Origin of the sequence: uncultured Maribacter sp., from assembly GCF_963977385.1 — a bacterium.
Classification (GTDB): domain Bacteria; phylum Bacteroidota; class Bacteroidia; order Flavobacteriales; family Flavobacteriaceae; genus Maribacter.
Genome location: NZ_CAXBOU010000013.1, coordinates 25,570 through 47,577, shown reverse-complemented (window position 1 = coordinate 47,577; position 22,008 = coordinate 25,570). Strand labels below are relative to the sequence as shown.

General features: G+C 37.9%; 15 protein-coding genes. 13 read left to right on the top strand and 2 right to left on the bottom strand.

What is annotated here, in order from left to right:
• Nucleotides 1-657 precede the first annotated feature (657 nt).
• Together AAC084_RS13870 and AAC084_RS13865 are read right to left on the bottom strand one after the other, a co-directional pair.
• Nucleotides 658-1,344, bottom strand: coding sequence for an HAD family hydrolase (locus tag AAC084_RS13870; protein WP_339840806.1), 687 nt, complete (start codon nt 1,342-1,344; stop codon nt 658-660).
• Between the two features lie 27 nt (nt 1,345-1,371).
• On the bottom strand, nt 1,372-2,403 hold the full coding sequence (locus tag AAC084_RS13865; protein WP_339840805.1) for a GntR family transcriptional regulator: 1,032 nt from the start codon (nt 2,401-2,403) through the stop codon (nt 1,372-1,374).
• Nucleotides 2,404-3,174: 771 nt separating this feature from the next.
• On the opposite strand from AAC084_RS13865, the gene AAC084_RS13860 reads away from it, so the two are divergent.
• The 13 genes from AAC084_RS13860 to AAC084_RS13800 all read left to right on the top strand — a co-directional run bounded on the left by AAC084_RS13860 (nt 3,175) and on the right by AAC084_RS13800 (nt 21,828).
• On the top strand, nt 3,175-6,207 hold the full coding sequence (locus AAC084_RS13860) for a TonB-dependent receptor (protein ID WP_339840804.1): 3,033 nt from the start codon (nt 3,175-3,177) through the stop codon (nt 6,205-6,207).
• Between the two features lie 25 nt (nt 6,208-6,232).
• A complete protein-coding gene (locus AAC084_RS13855; RefSeq protein WP_339840803.1) occupies nt 6,233-7,696 on the top strand; it encodes a RagB/SusD family nutrient uptake outer membrane protein in 1,464 nt (487 codons plus the stop codon).
• 354 nt (nt 7,697-8,050) lie between these two features.
• Nucleotides 8,051-9,298: an MFS transporter gene (locus AAC084_RS13850; protein WP_339840802.1), complete on the top strand. Its 1,248-nt coding sequence runs from the start codon at nt 8,051-8,053 to the stop codon at nt 9,296-9,298.
• The gene (locus tag AAC084_RS13845) at nt 9,295-10,608 is read left to right on the top strand and encodes a DUF4380 domain-containing protein (protein WP_339840801.1); all 1,314 of its coding nucleotides are present in this window, start codon (nt 9,295-9,297) and stop codon (nt 10,606-10,608) included. The genes AAC084_RS13850 and AAC084_RS13845 overlap by 4 nt, the downstream gene beginning before the upstream one ends.
• 2 nt (nt 10,609-10,610) lie before the next feature.
• The gene (locus tag AAC084_RS13840) at nt 10,611-11,387 is read left to right on the top strand and encodes an SDR family oxidoreductase (RefSeq protein WP_339840799.1); all 777 of its coding nucleotides are present in this window, start codon (nt 10,611-10,613) and stop codon (nt 11,385-11,387) included.
• A gap of 10 nt (nt 11,388-11,397) precedes the next feature.
• Nucleotides 11,398-12,123 carry an MBL fold metallo-hydrolase gene (locus AAC084_RS13835; protein WP_339840798.1) on the top strand — a complete coding sequence of 242 codons (726 nt, stop codon included), beginning with the start codon at nt 11,398-11,400 and terminating at the stop codon, nt 12,121-12,123.
• A gap of 11 nt (nt 12,124-12,134) precedes the next feature.
• Nucleotides 12,135-13,304 carry a galactonate dehydratase gene (dgoD, locus tag AAC084_RS13830; protein WP_339840797.1) on the top strand — a complete coding sequence of 390 codons (1,170 nt, stop codon included), beginning with the start codon at nt 12,135-12,137 and terminating at the stop codon, nt 13,302-13,304.
• Nucleotides 13,305-13,376: 72 nt separating this feature from the next.
• Nucleotides 13,377-15,512, top strand: a complete 2,136-nt coding sequence (locus AAC084_RS13825) for a DUF6259 domain-containing protein (RefSeq protein ID WP_339840796.1) — start codon at nt 13,377-13,379, stop codon at nt 15,510-15,512.
• A 434-nt stretch (nt 15,513-15,946) separates the two neighbouring features.
• Nucleotides 15,947-18,082, top strand: a complete 2,136-nt coding sequence (locus AAC084_RS13820) for a DUF6259 domain-containing protein (protein ID WP_339840795.1) — start codon at nt 15,947-15,949, stop codon at nt 18,080-18,082.
• A 140-nt stretch (nt 18,083-18,222) separates the two neighbouring features.
• Nucleotides 18,223-19,731: a glycoside hydrolase family 88 protein gene (locus AAC084_RS13815; protein WP_339840794.1), complete on the top strand. Its 1,509-nt coding sequence runs from the start codon at nt 18,223-18,225 to the stop codon at nt 19,729-19,731.
• A 1,082-nt stretch (nt 19,732-20,813) separates the two neighbouring features.
• Nucleotides 20,814-21,155 carry a single-stranded DNA-binding protein gene (gene ssb, locus AAC084_RS13810; protein WP_339840793.1) on the top strand — a complete coding sequence of 114 codons (342 nt, stop codon included), beginning with the start codon at nt 20,814-20,816 and terminating at the stop codon, nt 21,153-21,155.
• A gap of 83 nt (nt 21,156-21,238) precedes the next feature.
• The gene (locus tag AAC084_RS13805; RefSeq protein ID WP_339724704.1) at nt 21,239-21,619 is read left to right on the top strand and encodes a DUF6876 family protein; all 381 of its coding nucleotides are present in this window, start codon (nt 21,239-21,241) and stop codon (nt 21,617-21,619) included.
• Nucleotides 21,620-21,630: 11 nt separating this feature from the next.
• Nucleotides 21,631-21,828, top strand: coding sequence for a hypothetical protein (locus tag AAC084_RS13800; RefSeq protein ID WP_079512720.1), 198 nt, complete (start codon nt 21,631-21,633; stop codon nt 21,826-21,828).
• The last annotated feature ends 180 nt before the right edge of the window (nt 21,829-22,008 follow it).

The window sequence follows — 22,008 nt, the reverse complement described above, 5'->3', positions numbered from 1 at the left end:
ATCATCATAATTAGGTAATGGACAATTTCTTAAGAGCTATTAATCTTTCGCCAGAGTGTCGCATTTCGAATCTTTTATAATAGTCTCTTTAAATACCTTTATAGGGCACGGTTTTGATCATAATACATCCCTGCGCTTTATGTTGTGCCATCTTATTAAATTAACAAAGATTTTGCAGGCCGATGTCGTTACTCACAATAATTGCAATTAGGTAATACGAACGGAAGCACGGAGTATTTAGGTTTATTTCTAGTGCCCTTAGGACCATGCAAATTAAAAAATTCAGATAAACTCAAAAATCTTGGCATTAACTATTTTTATTGAGTTTTGCAAATTCTTGGGATAAAAAATTGATTGCAGGGCATATATTAATTTTCAAGTGCTTAGGAAATCTAAATTGAATTGTCCAGGTACACTGATGGAACTTGGTGAATTGTCAAAATTGGAAGAATCCATACATAGTAAAAGACGCGAGTATGGTGGGATATGCTATTGTTATATTCTAAGACACTTCTTAAGTATGGTGATTAAATTAAAATATTACCAATTGATTAAGGTTAAGGACATTGGAACTAGACTTTAGATAATAATTAAGTCCCACCAATTTTTAATCCATCAATTTTATGTACTGTGTTTAAAAATAAGATAAGGTGAAACTTAATCGGTTTGTAAAAATCTATGTTTAGGCAATTGTTTTAATGAGCTGATATTGTTGTTTCCATTTTCGCCACCGGTACTGTTCCTATCCAACCATATGGCCTTCATTCCTGCATCACGTGCAGCTAAATAATCCAGTGGGTATGAATTGCCAATGTATAGGCAATTTGAAATACACGTATTTAACTCATAAGCTACTTGTTGGAATATTCTTTTGTCCGGTTTTGAAAATCCTACCCTATCAGAAATAAATATGTGTTTAAAGTATTTAATAATATTATTGTTCTTTAACTTGTAGATTTGATCGGCATAACAACCGTTGGATATTATCAATAATTCGAATGTGGATAACAGCTTTAAAGTTTCAATGGTATCCTCAAAATTAAGGCACGAATTTAAAAAATACCGTTGGTACTTCTTATAAATTTTTTTAGCTGATTCCTCATTTAGCTTTGCTCCACAAATTTCCCAAAATTTTTGTATTCTTGCGACTCTTTGTTGTTCGAGGGAAAGCTCACCTCTAAAATATAATTCCAAATAATGGTTAGTAATATTGAGCCAAATACTACTAATATTAATTTTTGGCAGCAAGTTGGGAAAGTGGTCTTTGTAAATAAGGTTTATTGCACTCCTATGGCCTTGTTCACTATCTACCAAAGTGTCATCTAAATCAAATATTATATACATAATTTAATGTGAGTTGTTAAAACAAAATTAGAAGCTATTTCTTTTGATAAGCCGAAAATCACATTTTATTTTTGCGAACGATTTATCTATTACCATTTTAGCAGCAAGTTTGCCCATTTGTTCAAAATCAGTAGAAAGAACTGTTAGTCCGTTTAGAATAATTTTGTTGATCGGTGATTCGTTGTAAGAGATAATCCCAATTTCATTACCGATACTATACCCCTTGGACTTCGCAGCTTCAACAAGTTGAATAAGTTCATTGTCCAATTGGCCATTGAGAATAAGAAAAACTTCGTTTTTATTAATATTGGCAGGATTAACCTCACTGTGGAACTCGTATTGGATATTATAATTTGAACAGAATTTTTTTATTCCATTATGGAGATAGGGAGCATATAAACTTCCTGACATTGAGATGATATTCAATTTTTGAAATTTTTTTAAGGGAATCAGTCCTTGTTCGAGTCCGTCATAAATATCCTGTTCGTAATCTTGATAAACCGAGCCGAAATTCCCAGGTAGTTTAGTCAGGTTGTGGTCAAGCAGAATCAACTTTCTATTTGGTACTTTTTTTAAAGCTTTTAATGCTCGTTTTTGGATATCCTTTAATAGAGGAAAATGAGATGTGATTACGTAATAGTCATAATCGTCTAAACTATCTTCCAGAAAATTTTCAAAAGAGGTAATGTCTTGATTGTGTAATCGTATCGTTATTTGGGCATCGGCACCTAAAGTGTCAGAAAAGGAGTTGAACATAGTTTGCTTATAAGTGCCTAATCTGTCCAATATCAATAATATCTTTATTTGATTATCGTCATCATAGGATATATAGTAACCTTTTCCTTGCGTTGATTCCAGAATATTTTTCTCACGTAAAATTGAATAGGCCTTTTTTACTGTTTCTTTGGAAATTTTTAACTCTAACGATAAATCATTTAAGGATGGGACATAATCTCCCTTTTCGTAAATTCCTACGTCTATTAAATTTTGAATATTTTTTACCAATTGTTTATAAATTGGTTCTTTGGAATTCAAATCAATTTCTATTTCACTTTTCATAAAATTATTGAACAATTAAATTGGTCTTATTAAGGGATTAAAATTTTCAAATCAATTAAGTCTAGGTAATTATTTCGAAGCACATATAAAACACTCCACTACACCACAGATTAAATGTTTTATGCTACTAACTTAATTAGGCAAAGCTCTATTAAAATTTTTAAAGTTATAAAAAAAGTAGGAATTAAGACCTTTTCAAGTGAATTGTATGGCATATATGGGATAGTACTATATTACCTTCCTCTCCCGATAAATATAACAAATGTTCCTGCATATGCTGACAAATCCTAATGATTTGTTGTTAAAGCAAGTAGAGCCGTCCCTTTATTTTATGGAGAATTTTTTGCCGCTTGCAACCTAGTCATGGTTCTTGTAATAGCATGATTGTATCTAACCTTAAAAGTGCTTTCGGGCTATGTTATTATTCCTATTGAGGAAGTTAATAGGAGGATGGGAAAATTGAAGTATAACAGGGGTAAATGGATAATTAGTTAAACATCTATTTATCGAAACCAATACTTATCCGGTTTCAGAATGGCTATAAAATTAGTTGTTATTACCCTATAATATGGGGAAGCTCTAAATGAAACCTGTTTTGTATTTTATGAATTTTACAATTCTAGACGCTTTTTATTGATTATTTCAAAAAAAAAACCTGATTTTTTTGGATAATTGAATTTTATAACTACATTTATCGAAACACTACACTACACAACAGTTGTGTAATCAATTAAACCATCTACCTAATGTTAATGAAAATTTAAATTAATTATGAAAAACAAGAATGAATATAAAGTCCTGAAATGGGTTTTTGGATTGTTACGGAACGCCCTTCCTATTCTGATTTTTACATTTCTATGCTTTAATGTAACTGCCCAGAACACTAAGGTTTCTGGTTCGGTGGCCGATGAAAATGGGTCGCCGTTGCCTGGGGCCAACATTGTGGAAAAGGGAACCACGAATGGTGTGACAGCAGATTTCGACGGTAATTTCTCAATCATGTTGTCCAGCGACAATGCTGCCCTAATCGTTTCTTATATAGGGTTTTCCACTAAAGAAGTAAATGTTAACGATCAATCTTTGTTAAGTATAACATTGTCGGAAAGTGCTTCAAGTTTGGATGAGGTGGTGTTAATTGGGTATGGCACCGTTAAAAAAAGTGATTTAACCGGTTCGGTAGCTTCAGTGCAAGGTGAGGAACTTGACATACCTGGGGGAGGAAACCCTTTGCAGACATTGGCGGGTTTGGCGCCTGGTGTTCAAGTGTCCCAAAACTCTGGTGCACCGGGAGGTAATATAAGTTTGAGAATTAGAGGTGGTAATTCCATCATGGGAAGCAATGAACCATTGTATGTCGTTGACGGATTTCCGATTCAAGGGGAATTAAACAATTTGTCACCCAAGGATATAGAATCCATGGAGGTGTTAAAAGATGCCTCTGCCACAGCAATATATGGTTCTAGGGGAGCTAATGGTGTGGTACTCGTAACTACTAAAAAGGGTAGGGAAGGTAAAACAATCATTGAAATAGATACTTATGTTGGCGTACAGCGGGCAGCGACTAAATTAGATTTTTTAAATGCCACAGAGTTTGCTAACCTGGCGAATTTTAGAGCTAGCAATGATGGTGAAAACCCTTTTTTCACTCAGACTGAAATCAATTCTTTTGGAGAGGGCACCGATTGGCAAGATGAGGTATTCAGGGATGCCATTGTGAAAAATCATTCCATTTCTGTGAGTGGGGGTAACGCCAAAACAACTTTTAGTCTTTCGGGTAATTATTTTGATCAAGAGGGAATCCTTATTAACTCAGATTTCAATCGCTATCAATTAAGGGCCAATTTAACCCATGACATAAGTGATAGACTAAAAGTATCGGCCAATACCATTCTTTCTCGAAGAAAAGCGAATGCTCTGACAAGTGACAATTCCTCTAGGGGAGATGGGGTTTTAAGCGGTGCGCTTGTTGCACCTCCTACACTTACTGTATTTGATGGTGATGGTGAGTATACCAATGTTACACCCTATGCCTTTAGCCCTGATATTGCAGACAATCCTGTTGCCATTGCACTAGAGAACAAAAGACTGAGTACTACAAATAGTGTTTTGGTCAATCTGTTTGCCGAGTATGCTATTCTTGATAACTTGAAGTTTAAATCTTCCATTGGTATTGATTATGAAGTTTCACGTGGGGATAATTATTCCTCTACTTTGCTTAAAGTATCTGCTACAGGGAATGCCTCAATTAGCTATGATGAAGCTTCAAGGGTGCTAAACGAGAATTTATTGTCCTATGACACATCTTTTCAATCGGATAATCACAATCTAAACCTAATCGCAGGATTTACAACGGAAACAAATATCCAACAAGGGGTGGTAACGGGTTCCGCCGGATTTTTGAACAATACACTTGAAAACTTTAATCTCCAGTCCGGAAGTAATCCAATCATACCTGTTTCGTACTATCGGGAATTTTCATTGTTATCGGGACTTGCTCGGGGGGCTTATTCATATAAAGGAAAATATTTGCTTACGGGTAGTATAAGGGCCGATGGTTCCTCTCGTTTTGGCGCTGCCAATAAATGGGGTTATTTTCCTTCTGGCGCAGTATCTTGGAGAATATCGGAGGAAGAATTTTTAAAGGATTCCAAATTAATAAATAACCTAAAAATTAGAGCTTCTTATGGCAAAACTGGCAATACGGCAATAGCCCCTTACCAATCGCTTTCAGTGCTTTCGAATTTATCAGCGGTTTTTGATAACGATTTATTTGTAGGTTTCGCTCCAGGAACTTCCAAACCCAATCCTAATCTCAAATGGGAAACTACCTCACAGACTGATATTGGTTTGGATTTAGGTCTATTTCACAACCGCCTTTCCTTTACCCTTGACTATTACAATAAAGAAACCAATGATCTTTTAGCAAGTGTGCCATTGCCTACGTCAACAGGTTTTTCAAATTCTCTGACAAACATCGGAGCTATTGAAAATAAAGGAATTGACGTGTCCTTGGATGCTAGAATCTTAGAGACGGAAGATTTGAAATGGAGTTTGGGCCTTACTTTTTCCAGAAATAGGAATAAGGTTTTAAGTCTTGCAAATGATGCCGATATTTTTGGTTCTACTTTGAGTCTTCCTATATCAACCAGTGTGAATTTGGTGAGGGTTGGCGAACCGGTAGGTGTTTTTTACGGATTTATCGAAGACGGTTTAACGGAAGAGGGGAACATACAATATGTTGATTTTGATGGTAGTGGTGATATTGATGCCTTGGATAGGACTGTTATTGGCAATCCTAATCCAGATTTTATTTATGGAATCAATTCGACTTTATCTTATAAGGATTTCGACTTCAACTTTTTGATTTCTGGAGTTCAAGGAAACGATCTTTTTAATTTTAACAAAAGCACTGTTTCGGATGTTTTTACTTTTGGGTTGAATCAGACAACGGATGTTCTAGGCAATTTTTGGACAGAAGCCAATCCCGATCCTAATGCACAGTTTCCGCGTGTAAGTAAAAATACAAAGTATTTGGCATCTGACCGTTTTGTGGAGGATGGCTCTTATCTTCGATTGAGAAATATACAATTAGGCTACGATTTTAAAAATGTCGCTGGAAATATTGACTGGTTGAACAGCTTATACCTATATGTTTCGGCACAAAACCTTTTTACAATTACCAATTATTCATGGTATTCTCCAGATGTTAGTACCCGTGGCAATAGTCAAATTTCTCCAGGTATAGATCAATTTGGTTTTCCAGACGCCAGAACTTTTACAGTTGGGTTAAAATTGAAATTATAATAAATTCATTTAAAAATTATAAGTCATGAAAAGATTCTCTTTATTTTTTGTTTTTCTTACGGTTATACTCGTAGGGTGTGAAAGTTATTTGGATGAAGTGCCAAAGGACAGATTGTCTGATGAATTATTTTACCAATCAAAATCAGACGCCCAATCGGCCATAAATGCAATCTATGCGCCGTTATTGGAAGCAGGTTTGTTTGGGGAGACCTACTACGCGGAGCTAGAAAGCATGTCTGATTACGCTACAGGCAGGGGCTCATATATACCAGTTGGACAATATCAGGGCCTTGATCCAACAAATGCAAATCGAACTGCCGGATTTTGGAGCAGATTTTATAGAAGTATAAATTTTTCAAATATAGCACTTGAAAAAATTCCATCAATGGATATCCTCGAAAATGATAAGCAGGAACTGCTTGCAGAGGCCAAGTTTATGCGCGCGTTCTGTTACTATCATTTAGTGGTCAACTTTGGAGATGTGCCCTTGTATTTGGGAAGTGAAGAGGCAACTGAAGATGCGCTTCCCAGAAGTCCTGTTGATAAAGTATACGAGGCTATAATCTCAGATTTACAGGATGCAGAGGCTGTACTTCCCAGTACCGAAGCTCAATTTGGTCATCCTTCTAAATGGTCTGCAAAATCATTGCTTGCGTTGATTTATTTAACCAATGAAAACTGGGCCCTTGCAAAAGCTAAAGCAGGTGAAGTTATTGATTCTGGGATGTATTCACTAGTAGATGTGGAAGTAGCAGATGATTTTAATGCTCTGTATGGCGCTGGTGCGAATGGGTCGTCCGAGGAAATATTTTATATAAAATATAATAATCAAGTAGGTACTGGTTGGCCATTTTTCATGTTGTGGGACAAAACCATTTATGCTCCTTTTGGAGCTTTTGTATTATACTCAACCACTGATTACCCATTTATTTCGGAATGGGACGACAATGACCTTCGAAAACAATTCAATATATTTTCCGAGTATGTGAACCGTAATACGGGTGAGATTGAAACTCTTCCAGCTTCCACTCCTGTACTCTGTTCAAAATATCGAGATCCTGCGGCGCCAGGAAACAGGAGTTTTTCCAATGACCTTCCCTTTATGAAGTATTCCGATATTTTATTACTATATGCAGAGGCAGCTTCCCAAGAATCCAACGGACCTACTTCTACAGCAATTGAATATTTGAACATGATTAAAAGAAGGGCTTATGGATATCCAGCTTCAAGTGTATCCGCGGTAGATTACCCTTCAACAGGTTGGACGGAATCGTCTTTCTTGGATGCCGTGTTAAAGGAGAGGGGCTATGAGCAGTATATGGAGGGAAAAAGATGGTTGGATTTAAAACGATTGGGCATTGTTGAAGAGGTTATTTTAAATGCAAAGGGTTTTAATGTGTTAGATACGCACCTTCTGTGGCCTATTCCGGAACAAGAAATCCAAACGAACCCGTTAATAAACCAAGAAAATCAAAATCCTGGGTATTAAAATTTAAAATAAAATAAGTGTAGAAAACATCGGAAGGCCCATAATAATCATGATAATGTTGAGGTGAATACTATTTGTTGATTTTTTTTGGCCGTCTAAAACCAGTTTTGGTTTGACAAATGCGAATACGATTCAGACGGTGGTTACGAGAAATCAATGTTCAACATAGATGGAATTTACGGCACTAAGAGGGAAAAACTATTCCAATGACCTTATTAAATTATATCGCAAAATGGCATTATACAATAGCATAGAACTTGGAAACCTAGATTTTGAAGTCATATTATTAAAAAGAACGTAAGAGACTCCTTGCATGTGCGTTGAGACATTAAATAAATTATTCATTAGAATTCTATGAAAAGTTATAAAAGTTATAAGTGGGAGGTATTAGGGCTTTTGTGGGTAGCTTTTTTTCTCAATCAGGCAGACCGACAAATTTTTAATGTAGTCTTGCCTCTCATCAAGGCTGATTTGAATTTGACCGATGTGGAAATAGGCACTATCGCGACAATATTTAATCTTGTGTATGCCGCCATGGTGCCCATTGCGGGCTATGTCGGAGATATTTATAGTCGAAAGTGGATCGTAACCATCAGTGTCCTTTTTTGGAGTGTTGCCACTATGTTTACCGGTTTGGCCAGTACGGTTCTCTTGCTGATTATTATGCGGAGTGTGGCCACAGGTGGAGGGGAGGCTTTCTTTGGTCCGGCGAATTATACTTTATTAGCCCAATATCATAAGAAGACCCGATCATTGGCCATGTCTATTCATCAGACTTCCTATTATATAGGTATCATACTAAGTGGTTTTATTGCGGGTTATATAGGAGAACATTATGGTTGGAGAAATGCCTTTTATGTGTTTGGCGCTATCGGTGTAGTCCATGGTATTGTAATGATATTTCGACTCAAGGACAAAAAGGGAAAAAGAGTTACTGCAGACACACATAAAAAGGTGAAATTTCAAGAAGGTTTTAAGGTCTTATTTCGTACTCCAACGGCCTTGATATTGACAGTAGGGTTTAGCGGACTGATTTTTGTCCTAGTCGGTTACCTTACCTGGACGCCCACCTACTTATTCGAAAATTTCAATATGAGCTTATCCCGTGCGGGATTTCATTCTATGTTCTATACGCATTTGTTTGCTTTTATTGGGGTGATCTTGGCCGGAAAGTATACAGATAAATTAGTAACGGGTAATCCGGCAATACGAATGTTGGTGCCAGCAATCGGACTTTTGTTCGCCGCGCCTTTTATTGTTTTGATGGGCTATTCAAGTGACCTAATGTGGGTTTACATCGGATTCGCTGGGTTTGGTTTCGGGAGGGCTCTTTTTGATGCCAATACCTATGCAATACTCTATGATGTAATTCCCGAAGAATACCAATCTTCGGCATCAGGGGTCATGTTAATGATTGGTTTTTCTGTTGGGTCCTTATCACCAATAATTTTGGGCTACCTAAAACCTTTTATCGGACTATCTACAGGAATATCCTTATTATCCATTATTTGGGTACTGTGCGGACTCCTTTTTTTGGTGGGCTATAAATACTATTTCAATACAGATTATAACAAAATTCACTCAAATCAGGTGAAGATATGAAACGTCTTAGAGCATCAAGTTATTTAGGATGGGATGTGTATTTGTTGGAAAACGATTGGATGAAAATCAGTATTGCTCCGCAATTAGGGGGTAGGATTATTCAATTGGAATTGGCAGGGCATGAGTTCCTATATGCGAATAAAGACCTTGCACAAAAGTGGTCGGGTAGTATTGTAGAAGAAAGCGATGGCGTTTGGCGGAATTACGGAGGCGAAAAAATATGGCCCGCCCCACAAGGTTGGGATCATGCCAATCAATGGCCTGGACCACCGGACGAAGTTTTGGATGGAGGCCTCTATTCCATAGAAGAAAGAGTAGATGCGGTGCATGGGTCGGAGGCTTTTTTAGTGAGTCCTGTGGATGATTTTACCGGGTTACAGATTCAACGAGCCATTGGCTTGATACCCGAAAAGTCCGGGGTGCGAATAAAGGCCCAGTTTACTAATTTTTCAGATAGGCCAAAAAAATGGTCCATTTGGCCAGTTTGCCAGCTAAAGACCGAAGATTTTGGAGAAGAAGTTGAATATCAGGTCGTGTGCCCGATTAGTGAGCATACCCAGTACGACCAAGGATTCAAGGTGATGCACGGCTTAGTTAACAACCCCCAATATAGAAGAAATAAAAACCACCTTCTGGTAGATTACAGCTATTTAGTCGGCAAGGTGGGATTGGATACGGATGCCAATTGGGTGGCCTACATCCATAAGAAAACAGGGAAAGTCCTAGTGTATAGGTTTCTGGTCGAAAAAAATGGAACATATCCTGACAATACGTCTGTTCAAATATGGTCACAAGGAAAGGGCCTTATCCATTCAAGAAATAGGATTATCGAATATGGGAATGACAAACGGTCAAATCCCCCATATTTGGAAGTGGAAGTACTGTCTCCTTTAGTTGAATTACAACCAAAAGGGAGTATGACGTTCGAGTATGAAATTTTAACATCGACACTTTCGGAATATTGCGATATAAGCGATGTGAATGAATTTGGAATAATCGAGGACCCAATATGCGTGCAGGAACAAGGAGATGGATTCCAACTAAAAGCCAAATATGGGGTGTTTGGTAAAGGAATCCTTAAAATTCAGCTTGTATCCTCGTCCGAGGATTATGCAGAAAATGCGGAAGCAATATTTCAAGCAGAAGTTTCACCAATTACGGGTGTTTCCATAGATGTTAACCTGGGCATCATAGAGTGGAAGAAAGAAAGAAAGATAGTGGTCGGACTGTTTGATGAAAAAAATAGGTTCATGGGTGTATTGGATGAATTTATTTATAACAATAAGAAAGTATACAACTGTAAAATTTAAAAATGAAGTTTAAAAATAAAGTAATATTAGTTACTGGTGCGACCAAAAATACCGGAGTAGGTATTGCGTCACTATTTATCAAGGAAGGCGCCAAAGTATGCATTAATGGAAGTTCCAAAGAAAATCTAGATAAAGGAGCAGCCCTATTAAATGCCATGGGCCTACATGATTTTGATCAATTTGTAGCCGATATTTCGAATACGAGCGAGGTAGTAGGTATGTTTCAAGCAATTACAAAAAAGTTCGGTCGTCTTGATATCCTAGTAAACAACGCGGCGGATCAAGGGATTGGAATGAGGTTCGATACCATGCATCCCGATGATTTTTTAAGGGTATTAAAGGTAAATTTGATGGGTACCTTTCAGGTTTCCCAGCAGGCTGCGAAAATTATGGTAGGGCAAGAATCCAGAGGGGTCATCATAAATTTAGGTTCCAATGTTTCCACTAGGGCCATCCATGATCGTATCGCCTATGTGACCAGCAAGGGGGGTATAGACGCTCTTACCAAGGCTATGGCCACAGATTTAGCGGACAAGGGTATACGCGTAAATATGGTTGCACCGGGCTATATTTATACGGATCGTTGGGATGAGCTTTCGGCTGAGGTTAAAGAACGAAGAAGAAATAATATTCCCTTGGGGAGCGAAGCGTCTGCGGATGATATTTCCCAAGCCGTGGCTTTCTTGGCATCGGATGCGGCCAAAAATATAACGGGCGAAAGATTGGTGGTAGATGGGGGCTGTTCCGCCCAGCATTTGCCTGAAGATATTGATTTGTAAAAACTAACGTATGGATTCGAATTCTTTATCAATTACTTGGCTGGGACAAGGTAGTTTTTTGTTCGAAGTGAACGGAACAAGACTATTGGTGGATCCATTTTTAAGTGACATAGTGGAGCAACGCGAGGGATTGAAACGACTCATGGCCCCACCTCTTCAAATTAAGGAGCTTCAACCCGATTATATATTTATCACCCATAATCATTTGGATCATTTTGATCCCATTGCCCTTCCCGAAATTCATAAGAAATATCCCACTGTTCCCATATACGGGCCGCAAAGCGTGATGGAAAAAGCCCAAGAAATGGGTTTTGATCGATTAGTTATGCATTCCGTTTCCATAGGGAAAACCTATGTATTGGGATGTTTTTTGTTAGCGATTACTCCGGCTTACCATTCTGACCCTTTTGCAGTAGGCGGTGTCATAAATACAGCACGTACACAGATCTATTTAAGTGCCGATACCACTTTTTCGGACACATTGGTGCAGGAGGTCAAGACTCTTGCCAAGGGTGAGATTGATGTGGTATTGGTCTGTATCAATGGTAGATTGGGCAATATGAATTGGCAGGAAGCAATTTCTTTGGTCGACAGTTTAAAACCTCGTATGGCCATACCCATGCATTACGGCATGTTTGCGGAAAACACGGAAGATCCAATACCTTTTGTGAAGGAATGTAAAAGAAGGGGGACTGATTCGTTTGAATTGGTTCCTGGAATAGAAAAAATCATTTAAAAAATAGAACAATGAAGATTACTGCCATAAAAACGTACATCTGCCATGCGTATCGTACAAATTGGGTATTTATAAAGGTTTTTACCGATGTAGATGGCCTATATGGAGTGGGAGAGGCTACTTTGGAGTACAAGGAGCATACCGTTGCCCAAGCCTGTCATGAACTGGAAAGCTTGTTGATAGGCAAGGACCCACATCGAATTGAGGAATTTTGGCATCTGGCGTACCGCAATGCCTATTGGCGGGGCGGAGCCGTACTTATGAGCGCCCTATCGTCCATAGAAATGGCCCTTTGGGATATCAAGGGAAAAGACTTGGGAGTGCCCGTATATCAGCTTTTAGGGGGGAAGGTACGGGAGGCAGTTCCCTGTTACGCCAACGGTTGGTTTGCCCCTGCCAAGACCCCTCATGAATTTGCGGAGAAGGCGAAAATAGCCGTTAAAAATGGTTTTAAAGCATTAAAATGGGACCCGTTCGGGTCGGCCTATTTACAGATTGGCCGTAAAGAGTTGAACCAGGCCATGGAATGCATTGGGGCTGTTTACGAAGCAGTAAAGGACGAGGCGGACATCATTATAGAGGCCCATGGACGATTTGATATTCCTACGGCCGTTCGAATAGGAAATGCCCTTTCCGATTTTGACATTTTATGGTATGAAGAACCCATCCCTCCGCAGAATCTTGAAGGTTTGGCCGAAGTGAAGCGCAGAATCAAGGTCCCTGTTTCAGCAGGGGAGCGATTGTATAATAGATGGGAGTTTAAAAGTCTTTTCGAACTTCGGGCGGTAGACTATATCCAACCAGATGTAAGTCACGCCGGGGGAATCATGGAATTGAAAAAGATAGCGGCCATGGCCGAAGCCTATCATATTCCGATCTGTCCCCACAATCCCAGTGGTCCCGTGGCCAATGCGGCCACCTTGCAATTGGCGGCCTGTGTACCCAATTTTTATCTATTGGAAACCATGAGCAGCGATGTCCCTTGGCGATCGGAAATTTGCAACGAGGAAATTACTTTTAAAAATGGGCAAATGACCATTCCAGATAAACCAGGTCTAGGCATAGATATCGATGAAAAGGAAATTGAAAAGCATCCTTATGAGGCGAAAGAGCTTAGACATTACCAGGGTACTTTAACGGATATTAGACACAATAATGCAAAATCCTTCTTTAAGGAATAACGATGTGTCAATTGTAAACCATGATCCTTCTAATAATAACCTATAATCGAAAGAAATTTTAAATAATAGAGTATGAAAACAAATATTATTAAGCTAAAGATGATCTTGGTATTCCTATTTATCGTTACCCAGTCATTTAACGGTATTTGCCAGAAAGTGCACACCTTAAAAAATCAAAACTTAGAATTTGCTATTGATGAAACGGGAAATCTCGTTTCATTGAAGAATCTGCGATCCGGAAATAATTATGCTTCTGGCAAGCCTATTTGGCGTATGTATTACGACGATAAAACAACAAAGGGCATTCAGGTTTTAGGAAAGGATAATCTGCCTTCAATTCAACAAGATGGGAGTCAACTGCTACTGACATACAATGGTCTAAATGTTGGGGATGATGAACTAAAGTTTAAGCTTGTTCTTAAAATGATCCTTGAAAATGATCTGGTTCGATTTTCTTCGGAAGTCGTAAACAATGAATCCCATACGATTATTCGTGAACTTCAATATCCTTTGGTTTCTGATTGCCAAGTGCCTTCCGATCATCAACTATTAACGACAGAAATGGGAGGAAGGCTGTATCCTGATCCAATTCAGAAAATTTTGTCGATACCTTTTTCTTACATGGGTCCAGATCAGAATTTCCGCAAGATGGAGGTTATCTATCCTGTGAGAACAGCAGCAAATTGTTTTGCTTTGGTCGGTAAGGACCAAGGGTTATATTTTGGAAGTCATGACCCAACATATCAAGATACCTGGCATGGTTTAAGGGTGTATCCTGATGAGAATAAGAACTTTAAAGAGCTAGAGACAGGTATTTATAAATATCCAAATTGTCTTTCAGGAGAGACATGGAAGAACGATGCCAACGTTATTGCGCCATATTCAGGAAATTGGCATCAAACCTCCAAAATATATAGGAAATGGGCCAATACTTGGTGGAATCATCGGGATGAGCCGTTATGGGTGAAACAAATGAACGGTTTTCAAAGAATTATTATGAAGCACCAGGATGGTGAAACTCTTTTTCCTTATAAAGAATTTGCATCCGACGTAAAAAAGGCAGGGGAAAGTGTAGGGGTAAATGTGGTATTTCCATTTGGTTGGTGGAACAGTGGCATGGATAACGGTTATCCTGATTCATACTTTGTCACTGACCCAAAACAAGGTGGAGATCGAGCCTGGAAAAAGGCGATTGCTGATTTTAAACAAGGAGATGGCAAAGTTATACTCTATTATAATGGTAAACTTATTGATACAGAAAGTGATTATTATCGGAAGGGTGATGGTCGTAAAGTAAGTTATACCAGTAACACGGGGACTGAAATAAATGAAGCCTACCGGTTTTATGGTAACGGAACTTTTACAGGAAAATATGACGCACGAACCTTTGTTGTAGCAAACACCAACGATTCCAGATGGCAAAAGGAACTGATTAAAATGGCGGACCATGCATTGGAACTAGGGGCTAATAGTGTTTTTTACGATCAGTTGGGCTATGCCGAGTCTACTTGGGATTGGGATTTGAGGAAAGAATTCCCAGTACCGAATATACGGGTTATTGCAGATAAGGCCAATGCTTTAAAAATGGTTCATGATTACATTGAAACTAAAGATACAGAGATGGCCATCGGCACAGAATGGATTACAGATGTGACATCACAATATGTCGATTATGTGCATAGTATTTTGGATCCGGAAAGCAGCGATTATTTTATAGACTGGTTCCGCTATACTTTTCCTGAAATTATTTTATCCGATAGGAATATAGACGGTGATGAGCCAAATATAAAATGGCTGGTAAATCAAAACGTCTTATTAGGGTTACGGAATAATTTACAGATTTATCGTCTTCGTAAAACAATCGACAAAACTCCTATTTATCAGGAACATTTAGCCAAGGTGAATCTATTAAAAGATAAGTATAAATCACTTCTCGTAATGGGAACTTATAAGGATACGGAAGGATTTTATATGAACGACCAAGGAGTTATTAAGGGTCGAAGTTTTGTAAACGGTGACCGGATGGCAATTGTCATGGCCCATAAATCTAATGGTTCGGAGTCAACTAGGGTTTCTGTACCTGGTTACCGATATAAAGAATCAGCAGGTGTTGGTGATTTAAAAGTGGATATGGAATCTGATGAGACACCCACAGTTACAATCGGCATGAACAGCCTTGCGGTATTGGTTTATGAAAAGGAACTTTAACTAGCTGTTTAGAATCAAATTAATCCAAGTTGAGTAAGTAGGTTTAATACTACTCCGTAGTAATACGTGTAATAAAAAGATCCTCATTGTGGCCTTCCTGTATCCAATTATAATTAATTTGAAGCAAAAGCAATGATGTGCTCTGGCGATTGGGTCTTTAAATTGAACAAATTACGAGCAGTTTAAGGCATGTAATACCAAACAATAGACAGTCACTGGAAAAAGTACGGAACACTATGGATAACAAAGGAAGTATATACAAAAGAAGTACGGATTTAATTGCTAAGGTTATGTAGATGAAAATAAAAAAGGTTGATTGTTTTGTTAATAACCAATTGAATAATTTCTTTCAAATCCTTCTTTAAGTAATAATGATGAGTCAATTGTAAATCATGAATCGTTCTAATAATGAACTATATTTTAAATAATACAGTATGAAAACAAATTTTTTTAATCTAAAGCTTGTTTTGGCATTTTTATTTATCGTTACCCAGTCGTTTAACGGAATTAGCCAAAAAGTGTATACCATAAAAAACCAGAACGTTGAATTTGCCATTGACGAAACGGGGAACCTGGTTTCATTGAAAAACCTACAATCGGGACATAATTATGCAACTGGTGGACCTATATGGCGTATGCTTTATGACACTAAAAAAACAAAGGATATTGAGGTTTTAGGCAAGGACAATTTGCCCTCAATTCAACAAGAGGGGAATAAGATACAGTTGGTGTATGCTAGTTTAAAGGCTGGAAATAAAGATCTTAATTTCAAGCTGGTTTTGAAAATGATTCTTGAAAATGATTTTGTTAGGTTTTCTTCCGAAGTTAAAAATAATGAATCACATACCATTATTCGTGAACTACAGTATCCATTGGTTTCTGATTGCCAGGTGGCTCCAGATCATCAATTATTAACAACGGAAATGGGAGGAAGGTTGTATCCTGATCCAATTAAGAAAATTTTGTCGATACCTTATTCGTACAAGGGTCCAGATCAGCATTTTCGGCAGATGGAGGTTATCTACCCTGTGAGAACAGCAGCAAATTGTTTTGCTTTGGTCGGAAAGGACCAAGGGCTATATTTTGGCAGTCATGATCCAACATATCAAGATACCTGGCATGGCTTAAGGGTATATCCTGATGAAAATAAGAACTTTAATCGGCTAGAGATGGGTATTTATAAATATCCTAACTGTCTTTCGGGGGAGACTTGGAAGAATGATGCCAATGTTATCGCACCCTATTCAGGAAATTGGCATGAAACTTCCAAAATATATAGGGCTTGGACCAATACTTGGTGGGACCATCGGGATGAACCGTTATGGGTGAAACAAATGAATGGTTTTCAAAGAATTATCATGAGGCACCAGTATGGTGAAACTCTTTTTACCTATGACGAGCTTGCCACTAACGTAAAAAAGGCCGGGGAGAGCGTTGGGATAAACGTAGTATTCCCGTTTGGCTGGTGGGACAGTGGTATGGACAACGGGTATCCTGACTCTTATTTTGTGACCGACCCGGAACAGGGCGGGGATCGCGCTTGGAAAAAGGCAATTGCCGATTTTCAACAGGGAGACGGTAAAGTTATGCTTTATTATAATGGAAAACTTATTGATACAGAAAGCGCTTATTATCGTAAAGGTGTGGGTAGCAAAGTAAGTTTTACCAGTAATACAGGGACCGAAATAAATGAGGCGTACAGGTTTTCTGGTCCCGGAACGTTCACTGGTAAATATAACACACGAACCTTTGTGGTAGCAAATACAAGCGATTCCAGATGGCAGAAGCAATTACTGAAAATGGCGGACCATGCGTTGGAAATGGGTGCGAACAGTGTTTTTTATGATCAATTGGGGTATGCCGAGGATTGGAAAGATTGGGATTTGACGAAAGAATTTCCAGTCCCCAATTTACGCATCATTGCAGATAAGGCCAATGCGTTGAAAATGATCCACGACCATATAGAAACAAAGAATAGGGAGTTGGCCATTGGTATAGAGCATATTACAGATGTAACCTCACAATATGTAGATTATGTGCATAGTATTTTATATCTAGATAGGAACGACTTTTTTATTGACTGGTACCGCTATACTTTTCCTGAAATTATTTTAACAGGCAGGAATATTGACGGAGATGAACCCAACATAAAATGGTTGGTGAATCAAAACGTGTTATTAGGGTTACGTAATAATTTGCAGATTTATCGTCTTCGTGAAACAATCGACAAAACTCCCATTTATCAGGAACACTTGGCCAAGGTAAATCTTTTAAAAGATAAGTATAAATCACTTCTCGTAATGGGAACTTATAAGGATACGGAAGGTTTCTCAATTGATGACAAGGGGGTGATTAAAGGTAGGAGTTTTGTAAACGGTAACCGCATGGCGATTGTCTTGGCCCATACCTCAAATCATTCTGAAGCAACCAAGGTTTCTGTACCAGGGTATTGGTATGTAGAATCCGAAAGTGTTGGTGATATAAAAGTAGATTTGGGGTCTGATGGGGCGCCTACTGTTATAATCGGAGTAAATGGTCTTGTGGCATTGATTTATGAAAAGATTAATTAGAAGATGCATTTTTAAAACTTTGCTATCCATTCTTATAAAGATTCTTACAATACTGATCACGAAAAGGTTACATATAATCAAAGTCTAAGAAATTTTACACTTTTGGATAAATAGAAATAAGATAACCGTTTAGTAAAATTATGAAAAGAAGAAAATTTTTAGAAACTGTACCGACGGCTGGTTTGGGAGTTTGTCTATTATCGTCAACTGCTTGTAATTTGTTTTTAAAGGAGGGGATTAATCGAACAAAACAAATCAATTTAAAAATAGTTTCCTCAAATCTGATTGAAATTCCTCAAGGAAAAAGAGTAGCATTTGGATGGTCGGCAGCAGGAATAAAGCCGAATGATTTTATTATTCTTAAGCCTGAGATAAATCTTCCTGAGATAAATCTTCCTGAGGCAAATCTTTTCTTACGGATCTCTACGGCACAGGAAACCTGGGATAATAAATTAGTGCATGTAAAAATAGCTGGTAAGAACGTTAGCTTGGGAACTATAGATATAAGGAGTTCCGCTGTATTGGTTCCATATGAACTCGAAATTGATAAAAAGCATGTGCAGTCTATCAATAAATATGGTCTGGAACTTTTTCTAGAAGCCTCCGAACCACTATGGATTTTTGATAAACAATCAATAAATAGTGATAACCGTTCGTTATTGCCTCATCTTCTTGCTTCTTCCGAGAAGTATGGTTCTATTGAGGCCTTCAAGGAACGTTTCATGTCGGTCAATTCAATACAGTCGTTTGGCTGGCGTGAAGGTACTGTCCTGGATGGTCTTTGGCAGCTTTATTCACAAAAAGGAGAGCAACGGGCCTTAGAGGTCATCAAAGAACATTTTGATTTGTTTTTCGATGAAAATAAAAATCTGATATATGAAAATGCCCACAGTATTCAAAAGGACAATCAGATTGACGGGATTGAATCAACAATTCCATTTGCAACACTGGCTCGGTTAGATCCAACTCATCCAATACTTAAAACTGTTGTTATGGCTTGGGATTCATATTCCAAGAAAAACGGTATGATAACCGGTGGCATGACGCTTACCGCTGAGGGCTGTTATACAGTGGCATACCCGATGGCTGTTATAGGACGATTGTGGAAACGAAAAGATTTGATGCAGAATGCCTTGGCACAACTCCGACATCGATTTGTATTGGTTGAAGATGGTAATTTTTATTTACGTTATAACGAAGGAGAAAAAACATTTCGGAATTGGGCACGTGGTGCTGCCTGGTTTTTACTGGGATTTGTTAGAACAATTTCTGAATTAAAAGAAGAGATTCAGGATGAAAAAATTATAAAAAAATTTAAAGAAGGAGTTGATGTTGTCATTACTATGCAACAAGAGAATGGTTTGTGGAATTGCTTTATGGACCAAGATGTGGCTCCTGATACCTCGGGGTCTGCAGGTATTTCGGCAGCAATTATGGCCGCAGTAAAAAATGGAATTTTAGATCAATCCTATAGGGTAGCCGCTGAAAAATGTTGGAAGAGTTTGTACGATTATATCACCCCGGATGGTTTCCTTAAAGGAGTGGCTCAAGATAATAGAGGTGGGGTTGAACTACAACAAAGTGACTACCGAGTAATTGCTCAAATGGGAATGGGGATGATGGCGCAATTATATGCATATAGAGAATAAGAAAAGTTAAATTTTAGTAGCTGATTCGTTACAAACCAATTAAAAAAAATACAAAAGACGTAATTGGATTAAAAATATTACAAATTTCTAATAAACATAAATCAGGTTTAACAATTATTATGTGAGATTAGAGAATGTTGGTTGTAAAAAACGGTTAAAGTGAACCACTAAAAATGTTTTCTTTTGTAAACCTTTATAAAATCGTTTAAGACTATGAAATAAAAGGGTTTGCTGAAAGTATTGCTATGCTTGCATTTATAGGACGGGGGTTGTATACTATGCCCGTACTTTCCAAACCGCTCAGCACATTCCCCTGCATTCCGAGAAAAGACCTTCACTACTCAGGTCTTGGACACAATGTCAAAGATTACTATTTCCATTAAGCTAAACCCGCAAAAAAATGCGGGAAACGTTTCATTCCCAATCTGCATCTTAGAAATTAAGTCCGCTTGATATCCTACTTAAAAGAGAAATCGATTTTCATAACCCGTTCAGCACATTCCTCTACATTTCGCGAAAAGCTACATTCCGAGAAAAGACCTTCACTACTCAGGTCTTGGACACAATTCCCAATTTCAGCTTTCCATTCCGTTAACCCTTTCCGCTGCGCCGGAAAGGAACACTTCATTCCAGAGCCAAAATCGTGAATCAAGTCCGCCAAATCGGAATTCCATTATTCATTTGGTGTCGCTTCCTATGGTTTTGTACTTCACATATGCCTTTAGATTCACCTTTCGTACCATCACTGTTATTCCGTTTTTATGCCAGCAAAATACCAACATTTAGAAGTTGAACGCACTCCATAAACCAGGCTCGTACCTCGCTCTTTTTTATAAGTCCTTATCAATTCCAAATATTGAAAAAGTATCGGCAACAAAAAAAGGTAACATCGACGGCCTATGGGAAGTAAATCTAAAATGAAGCTTATGAAACCGTACAAAAACATCAAAAAGGAAGCGACACCAAAAAAAACAAAAAAGGAAAACGCTCTAGATATAATAAGTAAATCACTTCAAAAAACAGAAACAAAAACTATCTGAATGGTTCGGGTAGCATTTTAATTAATCTTTAAATCTATTACTATGAGTACTTTAAAAAATCATGTACAGTTAATTGGAAACGTTGGACAAGAACCAACCATTACGAATCTTGATAGCGGTAAAAAAGTAGCCCGTTTTTCATTGGCAACAAATGAGTATTACAAGGATGTCAAAGGGGAAAAACAAACGGACACCAATTGGCACACCGTAGTAGCTTGGGGCAAGACTGCGGAAATCATCGAAAAATTTGTAGGCAAAGGAAAGGAGATCGGGGTAACCGGGAAACTTAAGACACGAACCTATACCACCGATGAAGGAAATGAACGCTATGTTACGGAAGTCGAAGCAAACGAAATCCTTTTACTTGGAAGTAAAAACGACTAGTACTATTTAAAAAAGCAAAGGGCGTTCCCGAAATTAAACGCCCTTTTTTCAATTCTCATTATTAACCTTTTAAGTAGAAAACAATGAAAGCACAAGTTAACGAAATCAAAGAAGGGTTACAACATTTTCATGGAACGGAAATGTTCTATCAAATACCATTATTAAAAACCCGTTTTACGGACGGGTTAAAATATTTGGCGGAAGCAGCTGAATGTTTTTGGCTTATAACAGACACTTCCGTAATCGCAAAAGGTCTGATGAACCGAAGCGAGTTTATAACGATAGACTTCAAAAGGCTACATAAAGAAAAACCGGATTTTGAAGGATACGAAGCGGAAATAATTTACAGCGACGGTAATGATACTATTTTGGAAAAGCAAAGGTATAGGGTAACCGATTTTCCACTCGATGAACTGCGGTTATTTTTTGTAAATGATACGTTGATGTTACCTAGCGAATATTAAAATCTACAGCTATGGTATATCTCAATTTTACAGACCTGAGCGAAGAGGCGCAAAACCGACTTTTAGAAAATTCTAAAAAAGACGTTGAACGAAAATTTGGCGATAGTCTTCGAAAATATATAAAAGAAAATCACACCTGTTTTGAAACTATGGTTGAGGAAGAAGCAATACGAAATTTATATTCTTACACTTTTATTTTTAACCCTTAAATTTTGAAATAATTAAATTGACACCTCTGAAAATTCAGGGGTGTTTTGCTTTTAATCAAGATCATATCAAGAAAAAAATTGTATCTTTAGTTTGCTGATGTACAGCATTCAATTTTAAGTAGGGTTATCCACTTTTCGACTTTCGCCGATAACCGTACACATCGAAAAATAACATATCGG